This is a genomic window from Streptococcus mitis, assembly GCF_002096845.1.
Classification (GTDB): domain Bacteria; phylum Bacillota; class Bacilli; order Lactobacillales; family Streptococcaceae; genus Streptococcus; species Streptococcus mitis_A.
In genome coordinates this window covers 42,957-59,670 of sequence record NZ_NCVK01000008.1, presented here as the reverse complement: position 1 = coordinate 59,670, position 16,714 = coordinate 42,957, and the positions used below count along the sequence as shown (strand labels likewise).

The window sequence follows — 16,714 nt, the reverse complement described above, 5'->3', positions numbered from 1 at the left end:
TTTGAGTTATAATAGAACTATGAAAATCACAAAACTTGAAAAGAAAAAAAGACTCTATCTGATGGAGCTTGATAATGACGACAAATCCTACATTACTGAAGATACTATTGTTCGTTTTATGTTATCAAGAGATAAGGTTATAAGCCAAGAAGAATTGAAAGAGATACAGGACTTTGCCAAATTTTCTTACGGTAAGAATCTAGCCCTCTACCACCTATCCTTTAAAGCTCGCACTGAAAAAGAAGTCAGAGAATATCTGACAAAATACGATATTGATGAAAACATAATTTCTCAAGTCATTGCTAATCTTAAAGAAGATAAGTGGATTAATGATGCTCAGTACGCTTATGCTATCATCAACGCCAATCAGCTTTCAGGAGACAAGGGGCCTTATGTATTGATTCAGAAACTAACACACAAAGGGATTTCAAAATCCACTATAGAAGAGATACTGAAAGAATTTGATTTTTTGGAAGTTGCTCAACGTGTAGCCAATAAACTATTGAAAAAATATGAGGGAAAGCTTCCATCTCACGCCTTACAAGATAAGATTATCCAGAATATGACCAACAAGGGTTTTTCCTATTCTGATGCTAAAAGTGCCGTTGACGAATTGGATAGTCAAGTTGATGAAGAAACGACTCAGGAACTCATCTTCAAGGAACTTGATAAGCAATATGCTAAGTATGCCCGAAAATATGAAGGATACGAACTTAAACAGCGTTTAACTCAAGTTTTAGCACGAAAAGGCTACGATTTTTCGGATATAGCAAGCGCTCTCAGAGAATATCTTTAATATTTTCATGTAAAATTCACAGATTTTAGGTAATTTTATGGTACAATAGTAAACGATAAACTTATAAATTGTAGAAAGTTGGTTAGTTATGAAGCTTCCAAAAGAAGGCGACTTTATTACAATTCAAAGTTATAAGCATGATGGGAGTCTCCACCGAACTTGGCGGGACACCATGGTACTAAAAACAACAGAAAACGCCATTATTGGTGTCAACGATCATACACTTGTTACCGAAAGTGATGGTCGTCGTTGGGTCACTCGAGAACCGGCTATTGTTTACTTTCACAAGAAATATTGGTTTAATATCATTGCCATGATTCGTGATAATGGAATTTCCTACTATTGCAATATGGCTAGCCCCTACTATCTGGATGAAGAAGCACTGAAGTATATTGATTACGATTTGGATGTTAAAATTTTTACAGATGGGGAAAAACGTCTCTTGGACGTTGAGGAGTATGAGCGCCACAAACGCAAAATGAATTATTCTGATGATTTGGACTATATTTTAAAAGAACATGTCAAAATTCTTGTTGATTGGATTAACAATGGACGTGGTCCTTTCTCAGAAGCCTATGTAAACATTTGGTACAAGCGCTATGTAGAACTAAAGAATCGGTAAAGTTGTCAAACTGGGGTGAGAGCCCTGGTTTTTTATTTGAAAAACCCAGCTTTTCAGCTGGGTTGGTCTCTATATGTCTAATTTAGTAACAGTAAATTTGATGTGGGAATAGTCTTTTTCAACATCCTTATCCAGCAAGAAAGCCGTGGCGTCCTTCTTAACCTGAACCAAATCAATATTTTGAGCCTGGGCTGCATAGACGCATCCACAATAACATTGACGGTAGATGTCATACTCTTCACACATCTCTACCGAACGTTTGTAGCCTTGATTTTTCTTGAAATCACTTGGAAGATAGTGAGTGGTATAAATTTTTTGCACATCGATTCCGATGCTGTTAATGGTTTGAGAATTCTTATGAGGACTGATGGTCAAGGCTGAGCCAAAATAGTCAAAACCTAAATCCATAGCCACTTGCGCTGTTTTATCCAGGCGGTAGTCAAAGCAAACCTTACAACGGTCACCACCTTCAGGCTCTTCTTCCAAACCTCGAACCAGTTTACGATATTCGTTAGGTTCATAAGGAGCTTCTAGGTATTGAACGTTATTGCCAGTTCGCTCATTGAAATCACTGACAAATTTTTGGGTGACGTAAGCCCGCTTGTGGTATTCTGGCTTGGGATGGATATTAGAATTGGCAAAATAAATGGTCACGTCTGCATACTTAGTCAAATATTCTAGAGTATAGGTACTGCAAGGGGCACAGCAAACATGCATGAGAATGGTTGGCCGTTGCTCATTTTTCTCCCATACTTGTACCATCTTCTGCATGACACGGTCATAATTAATCTTCTGATTGGGGTTCATCTTGCTCAGAATTTCTTCTACATCGATCATGTTCTTCTCCTTTTTCTAGTCTTATTTTATCATATAAGTTAGGAGAGCTCAAATCTATTTAAAAGTGAATAGTATAAAAAGAGGGATAGACATTCCCTCCTTTTGTGTTTTTTAATAAGTTGTTTTCTATAGAAAGCTTACATCATGCCGCCCATCATGCTTGGATCCATTGCTGGAGCTGGGGCCACTGGTTCTGGTTTATTGGCTACGACTGCTTCTGTTGTCAAAATCAAACTAGCTACAGATGCTGCATTTTGAAGGGCTGAACGACTCACTTTAACTGGATCGATAATCCCTTGATCAATCATGTTGACCCACTCGCCAGTTGCTGCGTTAAAGCCTGTACCAACTTCAGCATTTTTCAAACGATCGATGACGATAGAGCCTTCAAATCCTGCATTGTGAGCGATTTGACGGACTGGTTCTTCCAATGCACGGAGAACAATATTGCGGCCTGTTGCTTCGTCTCCTGTCAATTCCAAATCAGCCACGGCTGGGATAACATTTACAAGGGCTGTTCCACCACCTGCAACGATTCCTTCTTCAACAGCTGCACGAGTAGCGTTGAGGGCATCTTCAATGCGGAGTTTCATTTCTTTCAACTCAGTTTCAGTTGCAGCTCCGACCTTGATGACTGCAACACCACCTGACAATTTCGCCAATCGCTCTTGCAATTTTTCACGGTCAAATTCAGAAGTTGTGGTTTCGATTTGAGACTTGATAACTGCAACACGGTGAGAAATCGCTTCAGGATTTCCAGCACCTTCTACGATAACCGTACTATCTTTGTCCACAGTTACTCTCGCTGCTTGACCAAGTGCTTCAATTGTAGCATCTTTCAACTCAAGACCAAGGTCTTCTGTGATAACTGTTCCGCCTGTTAAGATGGCAATGTCTTCAAGCATAGCTTTGCGACGGTCACCAAAACCAGGTGCCTTAACGGCTACTACGTTGAAGGTTCCACGAATCTTGTTCAAGACAAGAGTTGGAAGAGCTTCGCCGTCCACATCATCTGCAATAATCAAGAGTGGAAGATTGCTTTGGAGAATGCTTTCCAAAAGTGGCAAGATTTCTTGGATATTTGAAATCTTCTTATCAGTAATCAAAATGTATGGATTTTCAAGGTCAGCTACCATTTTTTCGCTATCTGTTACCATATACTGTGAAAGATAACCACGGTCAAACTGCATTCCTTCCACAACTTCAAGTTCTGTTTCCATACCACGTGACTCTTCGATAGTGATGACTCCGTCTTTGCCAACTTTTTCCATGGCTTCAGAGATGTATTCACCTACTTTTTCGGAACGAGAAGAGACGGCGGCAACCTGAGCAATGGCTTCTTTGTTGGCAACAGGGATGGCGTTGTTTTTCAAGGCTTCTACAGCTGTGGCAACTGCTGTTTCAATCCCACGACGAATTCCGATTGGATTGGCACCTGCAGTGACGTTTTTGATTCCTTCACGGACAATAGCTTGGGTCAAGACTGTTGCAGTCGTAGTCCCGTCACCTGCGATATCGTTGGTTTTTGAAGCTACTTCTGATACCAATTTGGCACCCATATTTTCAAAATGATCTTCTAATTCAATTTCTTTGGCAATGGTCACACCGTCATTGGTAATCAAGGGTGAGCCAAATGATTTTTCCAACACAACGTTACGACCTTTTGGTCCCAAGGTTACTTTAACAGTATCTGCAAGGATATCGACACCACGGACCATAGCTGAACGGGCATCTGATGAAAATTTAATTTCTTTTGACATACTTACTTTCTCCTTCTATTCTTCAATGATAGCCAAGATGTTCGCTTCGCCTACGATGATGTACTTTTCATCGCCATCTTTGACATCAAGACCTGCGTGAGCTTCAACCAAGACACGGTCTCCAGCTTTAACACTTGGAGCAACTAAGTCACCGTTCAAGGTACGAACACCTTGTCCAGTAGCCACAACTTGAGCTGTTTTGGTTTTTTCTTGGGCTGAACCTGCGAGGACAAAACCTCCAACAGTTTGTTCTTTTTCTTCGATTTTTAAGACCACACGGTCCCCTAATGGTTTCAACATCTGTTTTCCTCCATGATGAACTACATATTATTAGCACTCTTTATATCTGAGTGCTAAATCATAGTTCTATTGTATCACTTGGTCAGAAATAGTCAAGGAAAAAGTCTGACTTTGGAAAGATAAAAAGCCTGAGGCCAACTCAGACTTTTCAATGTTTAAAATGGCAATTCTTCCTCTTCCAAGACCAAATCGGCCAAATCCTGTCCTGCATTATTTTCACGCATAGCACGTTGGGCGCGGCTTTCCAAAAGTTGGAATCCTGTGACAAGGACTTCGGTCACATAATTCATTTGACCATTTTTCTCAAAACGACGAGTACGCAATTCCCCATCCACTGAAATGAGACTACCTTTAGTTGCGTAGCTGGCCAAGCTTTCTGCTAGTCTACCCCATAGGACCATATTTACAAAATCGGCTTCACGTTCACCGTTTTGATCTTTGTAACGACGGTTCACAGCGATAGTTGCGCGCGCTACTGACTTGTCATTGTTAGTTTTGTGCAATTCTGGTGTAGACGTTAAACGTCCAATTAAGATAACTTTATTATACATATTTTTTCCTCCTACTTATCTATTCGTAGGAAATCAAAAAAGTTACAGAAATTTGTAACTTTTCGAGGAAATTTTTTACTTTTTATGAACCATGAAACCTGTCGCCTGTTGATTGGCCATAATGGTCATATCTGTAATCTGAACACGACGAGGTTGACTAGTCACATAGACTACTGTGTCTGCAATATCCTGAGCTTGCAAAGCTTCTATTCCTTGGTAAACGGACGCAGCTCGTTCTTTATCACCGCGAAAACGTACCGTCGAAAAATCTGTTTCGACAATTCCAGGCTGAATGGTCGTCACCTTGATATCCGTTGCGATGGTATCAATTCGCAGACCATCTGAAAAGGTCTTAACCGCTGCCTTGGTGGCTGAATAAACAGCTGCACCTGCATAGGCGTAGATTCCTGCGGTCGACCCCATGTTGATAATATGTCCTTGATTGGCTTTTACCATTGCTGGCAAGAAACAGCGAGTGACTGCCATCAAACCTTTGACATTGGTATCCAGCATGGTCAGCATATCCAACTCTTCATAGTCCTGATAGGGTGCCAAGCCTAGAGCCAGTCCAGCATTATTGACCAAGATATCAATCTGCCCTATCGTTTCTAGAATATCGGAGCAGACAGCCTTCACCATAGTCATATCCGTCACATCCAATGGAAAGGTCCAAACTGTTTGATTTGGATAGGTTGCTGCAAACTCTGACTTGAGAGCCTCTAATCTGTCTGTCCGTCGTCCTGTTAGAACAACATTCTCCCCCTGCTCCAGATATGCACGCGCAATCGCTTCACCAATGCCTGAGGTTGCTCCTGTAATCACTACATTTTTTGCCATCTTATTTCCTTCTATCTGGTCTATCAGATACTGACAATTTCTTAGGCAGTCCAGTGTTTCGCTGGGTCAAATGGAGTTCCGACAACTTGGTCTTCTGATAATTCAATAATACCACGTTTTTGCGGAGCATTTGGCAAATGCAATTCACGAGGGCTACACATCATTCCAAAACTCTTTTCGCCACGAAGCTCGCCTGGGAAAATGAGGTTGCCTTTGGGCATCATAGCTCCAGGAAGAGCGACAATGGTTTTTAACCCGACACGCGCATTAGGAGCCCCTGCAACGATTTGCACTGTCTTGTCACTTGCGACTGCAACTTGGCAGATGTTGAGGTGGTCACTATCAGGATGGGCTACCATCTCAACAATTTCACCAACAACAAACTTAGGCTCCTTGTCATTAACAATTTCCTCTGCAAAACCTTCCGTTTGTAATTCTTGGTTCAAACGAGATACTTGCTCATCTGTCAAAAAGACTTGACCGCGCTCTTCAATTTCAAATAAACTTGAAACTTCAAAAATATTCCAAGCCACTGTTTCCCCATTATCTTTGAGAAAAACACGGGCTACCTTGCCTTTGCGCTCCACATCCAGTTTGGCATCTCCGCTATTTTTCACGATGACCATAAGGACATCACCGACATGTTCTTTGTTATATGTAAAAATCATTGTTTCTATTTTCTCCTATTTCAGTCCTGCTAAAAAGTCGTTAATTTGTTGCTTGCTTTTACGGTCGCGATTAACAAAACGACCAATTTCCTTGTCCTTTTCTAGAACAACAAGGCTAGGGATTCCATATACATCCCAGAGTTTGGCCAAATCCAGATACTGGTCTCTATCCACTCGAATAAAGGTAAACTCTGGATTACTCTCCTCAATTTCTGGCAAGGCAGGATAAATATAACGGCAATCGCCACACCAGTCCGCCACAAAAAGGAAAACCTTCTTGCCATCTTTTTCTACTAAAGATGCCAATTCTTCTAAACTTGCTGGTTGTATCATAAGATTTCCTCCTCATAGGCTAGGTCTTCATTTTCATAGACAAAGGTATAATGACGGCCATCCTCAAAAATGACACCACCAACCAAGCTCTCTAGACTGCTTTCATAAACTTGAACATAGAGGGTCGCAATTTCCCCCATGTCTGAAAAATGGTCTCGTACAATCGCTGTCAACTCTTCCTGAGTCTTCATGAGCTTACGGTCATCTGCAACTTTTTTCGTAGCAAAGGCAAGGCTCCCAATACCAAGCAGGGCCAGACCTGCTATCCACATTTTTTTAGCTTTCATACCATTCATTTTAACACAAAAAAGGCTTTAGGACAAATGAGGAAGCAGCAGAAAAGCAAGTAAAAAGCCTCTTCCTTTAAGGAAAAGGACTTCTTATACTCAATGAAAATCAAAGAGCAAACTAGGAAGCTAGCCGCAGGTTGCTCAAAACAGCGTTTTGAGATTGTGGATGAAGCTGACATGGTTTGAAGAGATTTTTGAAGAGTATTATTCTTATTGCCAGGCACCTGAGTTGCCAACGTAGTAACCATCAGGTGTGTAGGTATTACGAAGCATCTTACCTGACGAAGCTAGATAGTACCACTTGCCATTATCTTTGACCCAATCATTCGCTAACATGGCACCAGAAGAACTTACATAATACCATTCTCCCTTGTCATAAACCCAAGTGCTTGCTTTCATGGCTCCTGAAGTTGATAAATAGTACCACTTGCCTTGGTCGTAAAGCCAATCACTAGCAATCATGGCTCCTGATGATTTAAAGGCATACCAGTTGCTACCTTGATAGAGCCAAGTTTGATTGAACATGACTCCTTTATCATTCATAAAGTACCAAGTTCCCTTGCCTTTAATCCAATCCTTCTGCACTAATTGACCTTGTTTTTGATAGTACCAGTTTTGGTTTGATTTTAGCCAACTTTCTGCTTTTACAATCGGATAAAGTTCTTTGAAAGCTCCTCCATCATATTTGTGACTGATAGATTTTAGTTTTTCAAGTTTCAACTCGCCATTATCATAGTCTGCCCAAGCATATACTTTTTGACCATTGACAGTCTCTGGTAAGGTAGCAGTGTAAGTCTTGGTTTGATAATCCCATTTAGCATCGAGGTAAGTGTATTGATCATTTGATTCTTCAATACGGTAGTAGCCTCTCTTTCCACCTTCATGATGTACATCGTCAACCACTTTAGTGGACCAGGTCTTCACTTCGTTTCCGCTCTTAGCCTCGACCTTGATATCTCCTCTATAGCCATATGGAACATAGAAATTCAGGTAACGCCCTTCTATACCAATCATAGACTTGTCCTTTTCTTGACCTAGAAAATTGACTGTCTGATCTTGACCATCGAGACTAACCGTCCACTCGATTTTCTCGGTTTTTGGCAAATCCAACACTTTGATATCCACTTCATGACCATTGTTAAACCGAAGAATCTTGCCATCTTGATACTGTACTCCACACTTAACAACCCATTCTTCTTTAAGCTCAAATGCCTGCCCTAAATGTGGAAAAGCCAGTAAAGCTAGACCTGCTAGAGACAAACCAAATAATGTGATTTTTTTCATCGTAGATCCTCCTTAGGATTTTTTATGTTAATTATATCACTATGTTTTTATTTTGCAACTCATATCCTAAATATGCAAGCAAAAAAACCTCTGAGATTCTTCTCAAAGATTCTGATTTTGCTAATTGCTGTTCTTAACTGCTGCAGTAATAAAGGCAGTGTAGAGTTCTTCTGGACGATTTGGACGGCTTGACAGTTCAGGATGATACTGACACGCTACAAAGAATTTATTTTCAGGAATTTCCACGATTTCGACCAAACGATTATCTGGAGAAACTCCTGAGAAGACAAAGCCTGCTGCCTCAAACTGCTCACGGAAAGCGTTGTTAAACTCATAACGGTGACGGTGACGGCGTTGCACCACTTCTTGATTGTGATAAGCAGCCGCAGCCTTAGAGCCACGTTTCAACTTAGATGGATAAAGTCCCAAGCGAAGGGTTCCCCCCATATCCTCAACGTCAATCTGATCACGCATGATATCAATGATAGGGTATTTTGTTTCTGGTGCAAGCTCTGCAGAATTGGCACCTTCAAGACCCAAAACGTGACGAGCAAACTCGATACAAGTCAACTGCATTCCCAAACAGACTCCCAACATTGGAACATCATTCTCACGCGCATAGCGAATGGCTTGGATTTTCCCTTCCGTACCACGTTGACCAAAACCACCTGGTACGATGATTCCGTTCGCATCAGACAAAAGCTCTGCCACATTCTCTGCTGTCACATCATTGGCATTGATCCAATTGATTTTAACTTCTGCGTCGTTGGCATAACCGGAGTGTTTCAAGGCTTCAACCACAGAAATGTAGGCATCTTGCAACTCAACATACTTACCAACAAGGGAAATCTTAACTTGTTTCTTGAGATTCATGACCTTGTCCACCATAGCTGACCACTCTGTCATATCCGCTACTGGTGCGTCTAATTTCAAATGGTCACAGACAATTTGATCCATACCTTGTGCCTGCAAGTTCAGTGGAATTTGGTAAAGGTGTTCAACATCCAACGATTCGATAACGGCTTCTGGTGCCACATCACAGAACTGGGCTAGCTTGTTTTTAATTCCTTGACCAGCTGGTTGCTCTGTACGAATCACCAACATATTTGGTTGAATTCCCAATCCACGCAATTCTTTTACAGAGTGTTGAGTTGGTTTGGTTTTCATTTCACCAGCAGCCTTGAGGTATGGAAGCAAGGTTGTATGGATGTACATAACATTATCTGCACCCACATCTGCCTTCATCTGACGAAGGGCCTCTAGAAATGGCAAGGACTCAATATCTCCAACTGTTCCACCAACCTCTGTGATAATGACATCAGAGTCGGTCGTTACAGCGGCACGCTTGATTTTTTCTTTCAAAGCATCTGTGATATGAGGAATAACCTGAACAGTTGCCCCAAGGTATTCTCCACGGCGTTCTTTACGAAGAACTTCACTATAAATTTTACCAGTTGTCACGTTGGAATATTTGTTGAGATTAATATCGATGAAACGTTCATAGTGACCCAAGTCCAAATCAGTCTCAGCTCCATCATCTGTCACAAAAACTTCTCCGTGCTGGTAAGGACTCATGGTTCCCGGATCAATATTGATATAAGGGTCAAACTTTTGAATGGTTACTTTGAGACCACGATTTTTCAAGAGACGACCCAGACTTGCTGCCACAATCCCTTTCCCAATAGACGATACCACACCACCAGTTACAAAAATATATTTCGTAGACATACATTCCTCTTTCTAAAATGCTCAAGGTCTTGCTGACTACGAGGGGACATAGAAAACAAGACCCTACTAATAAGAATAATCTGGAACGACTGCACCAGATTCACAGCCAAAATACAAGAAGATAACTTCTTGAAAAAACAAAAATAGCTCCCTAAGAACTAGGGAGCCCCGACCTCTAAAAGAGGTGCCCGAACAATATGATACCTAAAAATAGGATAATTGTCAATAGCTTACCCTTTTATTCCTCGATGTTTTCAGTATCATCATCTGAAAACTCGTCGTCTTCTTCATTGAGATCCACGTCTTCACCCAAGTCATCTGGGGCGATTTCGTTGATTTCGGCATCGTAAGCTTCCACTTCATTTTTCTCATCATCTGGATTTTCATCATCATATGAAAGAGCTGGATCGGCTTCGTATGCATCTTCGTCTTCTGGATCATCTGCATTGTAGTCAATAGCATCTGAATCGCCATCCATGAAGGCATTGACACGTTTTTTCTTAGCTTTTGGTGCTACTTCATCGTCATCATTTTCTTCAAGAGCAATGATCTCTTCGTCGATTTCGTCCACACCATACCATGAACGAAGACCCCATTTGTTATCTCCAAGTGAAATGAAGCTACCGTCAAAGTTCAACTCTGTGTAGAACAAAGGCAAAGCTTCACGGATATCGCTGTTTGATGTTCCAAGGTAGTTTTGAATTTCGTTTACAAGATCGCTAAAATGCATCTCATGATCACGACCACGAAGTTCCAAGATAGCACGCGCCACCTCAATCATAGATAGTTCACTTTTTTCTTGCCCAGCAAATACTTCTAATTCCAAAGCGTTTCTCCTCATTTATACTACTATCGCCAGAGTGAACAGACTCTGACCTCATTTTATCATTTACTCTTTATTTTACGATAATTTTGTGGAATAGTCAAAGGTTAAGGGGGAGAAAGTTAGTTGATTTGAACTTGGTAACTTCTCAAAGTAACTTCCACTTGCCTGACCAAAGTGGAAATTAGTCTAAAACTGACTTTTATTTCTTTGCTACCCAGCCGATGGCATCGTGAGGTGGTTTTTCGGTATCAATCCAGATGAATTCAATGCCGATTTTGCCATTTTTAAACTTAGTCAAGCGAATGCCGTTGATTTCCAGTCCATTTAAACGTTGACCTGTCAAGACTTCTCGTTCTTTCAACTGGAAAGCATACATAGAAATTTTTAAAAATTTTCTCTATCGTAAACCTGCCACTATTTCAGAAACTATACTGGCTGATTCCAAACGTAATATGGTCATTTCATCTACCTTCCCTAATAATGGCATTGCACCATACCAAACAATGCTCTTGTTTACCAAAAGAATAGGCGTGACTATTTTCGATTGAGTAAAAGATACTTTAATTTTCTGGCTCTTCAACTGGTCTAGCCATGCTTTATTTGCAACCGTCTCTGGTATACATATCTCAATTTTACTAATCCTAAATTCTTTTAGAAATTTCATCAGTTTTGTCTGGTGCACATAAGGTAAAATAAGCATACACTCCTGTCTTTCCCCTGCTAAGTCCTCTCTCAACACCTTCTCATATCTACTATCAACATAAACGAATTGTTTCTCCTCACCCTCGATGACACGATAATCCATCTTTCGATAAGCTACTTGTCGTTTCTGAAACATCTTTTCTAAATAAGGAACATGAATATCCACATAATCGAAAATACGCACCAAAGACTTATCTTTGTAATTTCTATGAATCCGACCTGCATATTGAATCAAATTATTTTTCCAAGAAAAGGGTGCTGCCAAGATAAGCGTGTCCAACTGAGGCAAGTCAAAACCTTCGCCAATGTATTTTCCAGTAGACAACAAAACAAACCCTTTATCTAACTGTTCTAACGTCTCCAGTAAACTCGTTCTCTCTCGAACTTTGGTTTTTCCGTTAATAATATAACAGTCATCAACCTCTTTCTCTTTCAATAACTTTTCAAAGGCATCTATCTGTTGAATTCGATTGACTAAAACCAAGATATTTCGTCCTTCTGCCACTTGGGCTAGAATATCCTTGAGAATCAGCTGATTCCTCGCTGAGTCTGTAGCAATCCAATCACTAAGCTGTATAAAATTACTTGCTTTGGTCTTTTCAATCTCCAAATGACCAAAAGAAGTGAATCTTAATTGCAATTGCCGTTTAAAATCCGTTTCCCTCTTATCAGCAGTATGGATTATCTCACCAATTCTCTGAAAAACAATAGGCTCATGGCCATTCTTACGCTCAGGCGTAGCCGTCAAACCGTAAAGATACTTCCCTCTAAACTGTGCCACAACTTTTTCAAACATCAAGGCAGACACGTGATGACACTCATCCACAATCATCATCTCATACTCATCCAAAAGACTTTGACTATTTTCCAACTTAAATAGAGATTGAATCATAACAACATCAACCAGTTTACTCAGCCATTTCTTAGTTCCACCGTACTGCCCAACACAGCCTATTACCTTTTCACGACCTGATGCCGTATAACGGGTAGCTTCTTCCTCTTCGAAAGTCAAAAAATGGTTTAAACGATCCAGCCATTGGTCTAAGAGTTGCCTATTATGAACTAGGATAATTGTTTTGGTCTTCCGTTCAGAGATGAGAGCAGCACCTAATACGGTCTTCCCAAAACCTGTCTCCGCATGAAGTAAACCATTTTCTTTAGAAGTCATATCTGACAGGGCTAACTCTTGCTCAAAAGTGAGTGCTCCCTTAAATTCCACTCTAATAGACCTTTGTACTTTTCTCCTATCCTCCACAACTACCTGCTTAAATTTATCTTGCAATGGATATAGCAAGCCTCTTGGCAGCCATAAATAATAATCGGATTCTCCAAATAAATACATTCTCTCAGGAATTTGATAGGTTGGCTGTCGCATAGCCTGCTTTAAATAAAATTCGGGATTAGAAAACGAAGCCATATTTTTCAAGAAAAAAAGTGTCTTGGGTGTCACAGACGATTTTTCAAGTTGGATAGTATTAGATAAGACGATCTGCAACTCCTTGTCCAATTCTTGATTGCCTAACTCCTCTTGGATTAACAATGCCACTTTAGCAGTTGAAATCCTATGAATTTCTTGCAGATACCTCCATTGGTCTTCATATGGTTGAAAATGTTCATCCACAAAGACCGTTCGCCCTTGATGATAAGCTTCTCCTTGAAAAGGTAAAGCAATCAAATTACCAAATCCACCTTTAGGAAGGACATCCTGATTCGGAAACATGCGATCAAAAGAATCAAAGGACAGTTGCATACTTTCCTGCATAGCCAATTCTAATAGTTTCTTTCCAAATAAGCGAGCCTCTCGACACGGAATCGCTTCCTCAAAGAAGAACCAAATATGGAGTCCTTGACCCGAACGAGAAATCTCTAGATGGCCTTCCATCTGGCGTTCCCTGGCTATTCTATGAATGGCTAAACCGGCTTCTTTCCAATCTCCTTCATCCAAATCCAGTACCAAAAAATAACAGCTATCATCTAAGTGCATAGGAAAGATACCGATGGCTATCTCCCCACGAAAATGAGATTTTAAAACAGAGTTCGTCAATGTCTGGAAACTCCGTTTTTCAGGCGGCAACTGCTTCCAACCATAATCATAGGAAGGAAAATACTGAATTTTCCCTTGATCATTGATAAAACTCTTAGCATAAACATCAAAACGGCCAGCAAACACGGAGGTAAACAATTGTAATTTTTCTTGCGTCGTCAAGTGACTACTTTGAAGTTGGAACATCTCCTCGAACCGAGAGCGTTCCATAACAAACTGACTCTTGTCTTTAAGACGTTTACACAAGAAAAACTCACTATCCCCATTAAAAGAAGAAAAGACATCAAGTACTTCTACCACAATTCCATCCAAAGACACAAAAACAGCCATAACAATCACCTCCTTGATTCCTATAGGCTGATTATAACAAGAATGTCTGAAATTGTACACGAAAATAAAATCCTAATAACACTGAAAGTACGAGATAAATAGAGTTTAAACGAGCAATCTATAAAATTAAAAAACACATATTATCAAGCGACCTAAATCTTTGATGATATGCGTTTTCTTGTGGAAATATTTAATTCATTTTTTCCTAAAATTCAATATTTACTCAGTATGAGGATTTTGAAAGATCGAAATCTCAATCTAGATACATTCTTTCTGAAGACAAATCATTTTGACCACCGAGCAAGAGATTTTCAAAAAAAGCTGTTAAAAACTCAGGACGTCGCTGTAAAATCTTTGCATTATCTAATACCAAGGCATCACGAAAATACTTGGCATGTTGCTGAAATGGTGTATTATCAATATCAAAACCAAACTCACGAAGATACTGAATCAAAAAGACCGTTACTGTCCGAGTGTTTCCTTCGCGAAATGGATGAATCTGCCAGATTCCTGAAATAAAATGCTGGATTTTTTTAACCATATCCGCCTGGGTTAGTGTCGCATATTCAACTTGTCTTTCCTGATTAAAATCATAATCCAAGGTCATTTGAATCATAGAGAAATCAGAGTACACAACACTTTCACCATTCAAAACAGGTTCATTCTTTGTGATATTGGTCTGACGAAATTGCCCCACTGGAATAGAGGATTCAAATATATCTTGAAACAACTCCTTATGAATAGCAAGTAAGGTCGCAGGACTGAAGCTAAAGCCTCTTCGAGATAATAGTTCCACGATACGAAGAGAAACCAAGTCTGCCTCCTCCGTACTTGCATCAATGGTATGATGATAAGCCGTTGCATCTTCATAAACCTGCTCGTAAGTCAGTTCACCTCGGGACTGTTTCTCAGCCAAAGATTCCATATAAGCTGATGGAACTAGATTATCAACCTTCTGCAGACCAAAACCTATGCGCCATAAGTCACGCTTAGCTTCATAAGACAAGTTTGGATCATCAATATTGTAAGTTGATTGCATAGAAAGATCCTTTCAATTGTTTTTCTGTGTCATAGGTAAATGGTGAAATAGGCATGGAATTGACGTAAATTATAAAAAACCATCATTGGCATACACCACTCTGAACTCGTTGGTCTGTTCAAATCCCAACTCAATTCCCCCAACACCTGAGAAGAAAGCTGCAATGTTGTACTTCTCAGAGCGATTCGAACTTACAGAATTTGTCATGTAGTAACCTGCTTTCTAAGTTAGTAATTCTGATACTTAATCATAAAATCACATATAATTTACTAATCAAGAACAATAAATATGTTTATGAAAATAAATAAACTGAGTTGCTATTTGTATCTATTTTCTTTTCTTTATGTAAGAGAAAAAGGAGTCTTTTAATCCAGAGAATATACTACTATGTTCTTGTTGAGAATCCTTAAATATTTCTCTATCATATTTTACATTAAAGGGGTCTTCGCCAAAATGTTTTATATAGACTTCTACTGCATATGTATCCATCATTCCAGATATATAGTCTAAAACTTTTCTAGTTTTTTCTTTTTTACTAGTATGATTATCCCATCTATATTCGACTGGCATTAACATTCCATCTTTGTTATACTCGTCATTCATAAATAATTCAAAAAGTTTCGTTAAAACCTTTGTTCCAACCGTTTCATAAAGCATGATATTATCTGAACCAGTGACACAATCAAATATAGTTTTTTTCAGTGCTTCTGCCAAAGATTTATAATTTTTAAACCCGAGTTCCTCCTTATTCTTTGTTCCAGTTTTTCTTTGAAAGTCTTCCTCTACTGTGATAACATTGATATCTTCGATAAGTTTATTCACTATGGTTGAAATTAATTCTCTTCGAAAATAAAAATCATAGTCCTCAGTTTGACAAATCTCTGAAGTTCTTTTTTTTGCGAATTGTTTTGCGTCTTCAATCCAATTATAGAACTTTTCTTTTACTTCATCTTCAAGAGTATCATTATTCTCTAATCTAAAATAAAATTCATCAATTGTAAAATAATTGCTAGCTAATGCATCTTCTAAATCATGAGCACAGTATGCAATTTCGTCTGCAAGATCAACTATTTGGACATCAATTGTTCTAAACGGTAAGTTAGCATTTTTTAAAACTTTTTCAAACTTATTAGATAATTCATCGTAATCATCTTTATATAAAAATTTTTTCTTATCCTTATCATATGCAACAAAGTACTTGATGATTGCTGCTAAAGTACGATAAGTCAAATTAAGACCATTATATTGAGGAGATTTCTTCTCAATTTTTCTTAGAACACGAATGCCTTGTGCATTTCCCTCGAATCCAACATCCGGAGCAAGTTTATTCAAAACTCTTTCCCCATGATGACCAAAAGGAGGATTTCCAACATCGTGAATCAAGGAACCCGTTTCAACCACTACGCTCATTTTTGAGAAATTCTTCTCTATATTTTTCTCATATTGAATATATTCTTTTGTGTTGGTGTTCGCAGATTTAGTTTTAATTTCTTTCTTAACTTTTATCTTGAGTTCATCAACAATTCCACGAGCTATCTGTGCAACTTCAAAACTATGGGTTAGTCGATTTCTATGAAAAGCTTTACTATTCACTTCGAATAATTGCATCTTCCCTTGTTGACGTCTAAATGAAGTTGAGTAGATAACTCTTGCATAATCTCTTTTAAATTCATCACGATCTCGATTTGAAACTTCAATATGCTCTCGAACTTCTAAATCTGTAACTTTTTCCCAATGATTCTCTAGGAATGTAATTAATTCTGTCAT

At 39.2% G+C, this 16,714-nt stretch carries 17 protein-coding genes and 1 pseudogene; 2 read left to right on the top strand and 16 right to left on the bottom strand.

Going from position 1 to position 16,714, the window contains the following annotated elements; genetic code table 11:
• Positions 1-19: 19 nt before the first annotated feature.
• Positions 20-796 (top strand): recombination regulator RecX, encoded by a 777-nt coding sequence (gene recX, locus B7695_RS02735; protein ID WP_084889587.1) that lies wholly within the window; start codon positions 20-22, stop codon positions 794-796.
• Positions 797-884: 88 nt separating this feature from the next.
• Positions 885-1,418 carry a nucleoside tri-diphosphate phosphatase gene (gene ntdP / locus B7695_RS02730; protein WP_000775316.1) on the top strand — a complete coding sequence of 178 codons (534 nt, stop codon included), beginning with the start codon at positions 885-887 and terminating at the stop codon, positions 1,416-1,418.
• Between the two features lie 69 nt (positions 1,419-1,487).
• On the opposite strand, the gene B7695_RS02725 is transcribed toward ntdP, so the two are convergent.
• From B7695_RS02725 to B7695_RS02645, 16 genes and pseudogenes are all read right to left on the bottom strand, one after another.
• Positions 1,488-2,255: an epoxyqueuosine reductase QueH gene (locus B7695_RS02725; RefSeq protein ID WP_084889586.1), complete on the bottom strand. Its 768-nt coding sequence runs from the start codon at positions 2,253-2,255 to the stop codon at positions 1,488-1,490.
• Between the two features lie 137 nt (positions 2,256-2,392).
• Complete coding sequence (gene groL, locus B7695_RS02720; protein ID WP_084889585.1) at positions 2,393-4,015, bottom strand: chaperonin GroEL; 1,623 nt, start codon at positions 4,013-4,015, stop codon at positions 2,393-2,395.
• A 15-nt stretch (positions 4,016-4,030) separates the two neighbouring features.
• Positions 4,031-4,315 carry a co-chaperone GroES gene (groES, locus tag B7695_RS02715; protein WP_000917323.1) on the bottom strand — a complete coding sequence of 95 codons (285 nt, stop codon included), beginning with the start codon at positions 4,313-4,315 and terminating at the stop codon, positions 4,031-4,033.
• A gap of 155 nt (positions 4,316-4,470) precedes the next feature.
• The gene (locus B7695_RS02710) at positions 4,471-4,866 is read right to left on the bottom strand and encodes a single-stranded DNA-binding protein (protein WP_000282439.1); all 396 of its coding nucleotides are present in this window, start codon (positions 4,864-4,866) and stop codon (positions 4,471-4,473) included.
• Positions 4,867-4,941: 75 nt separating this feature from the next.
• The gene (locus B7695_RS02705) at positions 4,942-5,703 is read right to left on the bottom strand and encodes an SDR family NAD(P)-dependent oxidoreductase (RefSeq protein ID WP_084889584.1); all 762 of its coding nucleotides are present in this window, start codon (positions 5,701-5,703) and stop codon (positions 4,942-4,944) included.
• Between the two features lie 41 nt (positions 5,704-5,744).
• On the bottom strand, positions 5,745-6,371 hold the full coding sequence (gene ytpR / locus B7695_RS02700) for a YtpR family tRNA-binding protein (RefSeq protein WP_084889583.1): 627 nt from the start codon (positions 6,369-6,371) through the stop codon (positions 5,745-5,747).
• A 15-nt stretch (positions 6,372-6,386) separates the two neighbouring features.
• Positions 6,387-6,704: a thioredoxin family protein gene (locus tag B7695_RS02695; RefSeq protein ID WP_084889582.1), complete on the bottom strand. Its 318-nt coding sequence runs from the start codon at positions 6,702-6,704 to the stop codon at positions 6,387-6,389.
• A complete protein-coding gene (locus B7695_RS02690; RefSeq protein WP_084889581.1) occupies positions 6,701-7,000 on the bottom strand; it encodes a DUF4651 domain-containing protein in 300 nt (99 codons plus the stop codon). The genes B7695_RS02695 and B7695_RS02690 overlap by 4 nt, the downstream gene beginning before the upstream one ends.
• 204 nt (positions 7,001-7,204) lie before the next feature.
• On the bottom strand, positions 7,205-8,278 hold the full coding sequence (locus B7695_RS02680; RefSeq protein WP_192855715.1) for an N-acetylmuramoyl-L-alanine amidase family protein: 1,074 nt from the start codon (positions 8,276-8,278) through the stop codon (positions 7,205-7,207).
• A 120-nt stretch (positions 8,279-8,398) separates the two neighbouring features.
• Positions 8,399-10,006, bottom strand: a complete 1,608-nt coding sequence (locus B7695_RS02675; protein WP_084889580.1) for a CTP synthase — start codon at positions 10,004-10,006, stop codon at positions 8,399-8,401.
• Between the two features lie 238 nt (positions 10,007-10,244).
• On the bottom strand, positions 10,245-10,832 hold the full coding sequence (gene rpoE / locus B7695_RS02670; RefSeq protein ID WP_000418409.1) for a DNA-directed RNA polymerase subunit delta: 588 nt from the start codon (positions 10,830-10,832) through the stop codon (positions 10,245-10,247).
• Positions 10,833-11,031: 199 nt separating this feature from the next.
• Positions 11,032-11,193 carry a hypothetical protein gene (locus tag B7695_RS02665; RefSeq protein ID WP_192855718.1) on the bottom strand — a complete coding sequence of 54 codons (162 nt, stop codon included), beginning with the start codon at positions 11,191-11,193 and terminating at the stop codon, positions 11,032-11,034.
• 36 nt (positions 11,194-11,229) lie between these two features.
• Positions 11,230-13,908, bottom strand: a complete 2,679-nt coding sequence (locus B7695_RS02660; RefSeq protein WP_084889578.1) for a TOTE conflict system archaeo-eukaryotic primase domain-containing protein — start codon at positions 13,906-13,908, stop codon at positions 11,230-11,232.
• A gap of 253 nt (positions 13,909-14,161) precedes the next feature.
• Positions 14,162-14,947 (bottom strand): Fic/DOC family protein, encoded by a 786-nt coding sequence (locus B7695_RS02655; protein WP_084889577.1) that lies wholly within the window; start codon positions 14,945-14,947, stop codon positions 14,162-14,164.
• A gap of 81 nt (positions 14,948-15,028) precedes the next feature.
• Positions 15,029-15,154: pseudogene (locus B7695_RS02650) on the bottom strand (DNA (cytosine-5-)-methyltransferase); the annotation flags it as partial.
• 120 nt (positions 15,155-15,274) lie between these two features.
• The gene (locus B7695_RS02645; RefSeq protein ID WP_084889576.1) at positions 15,275-16,714 is read right to left on the bottom strand and encodes a deoxyguanosinetriphosphate triphosphohydrolase family protein; all 1,440 of its coding nucleotides are present in this window, start codon (positions 16,712-16,714) and stop codon (positions 15,275-15,277) included.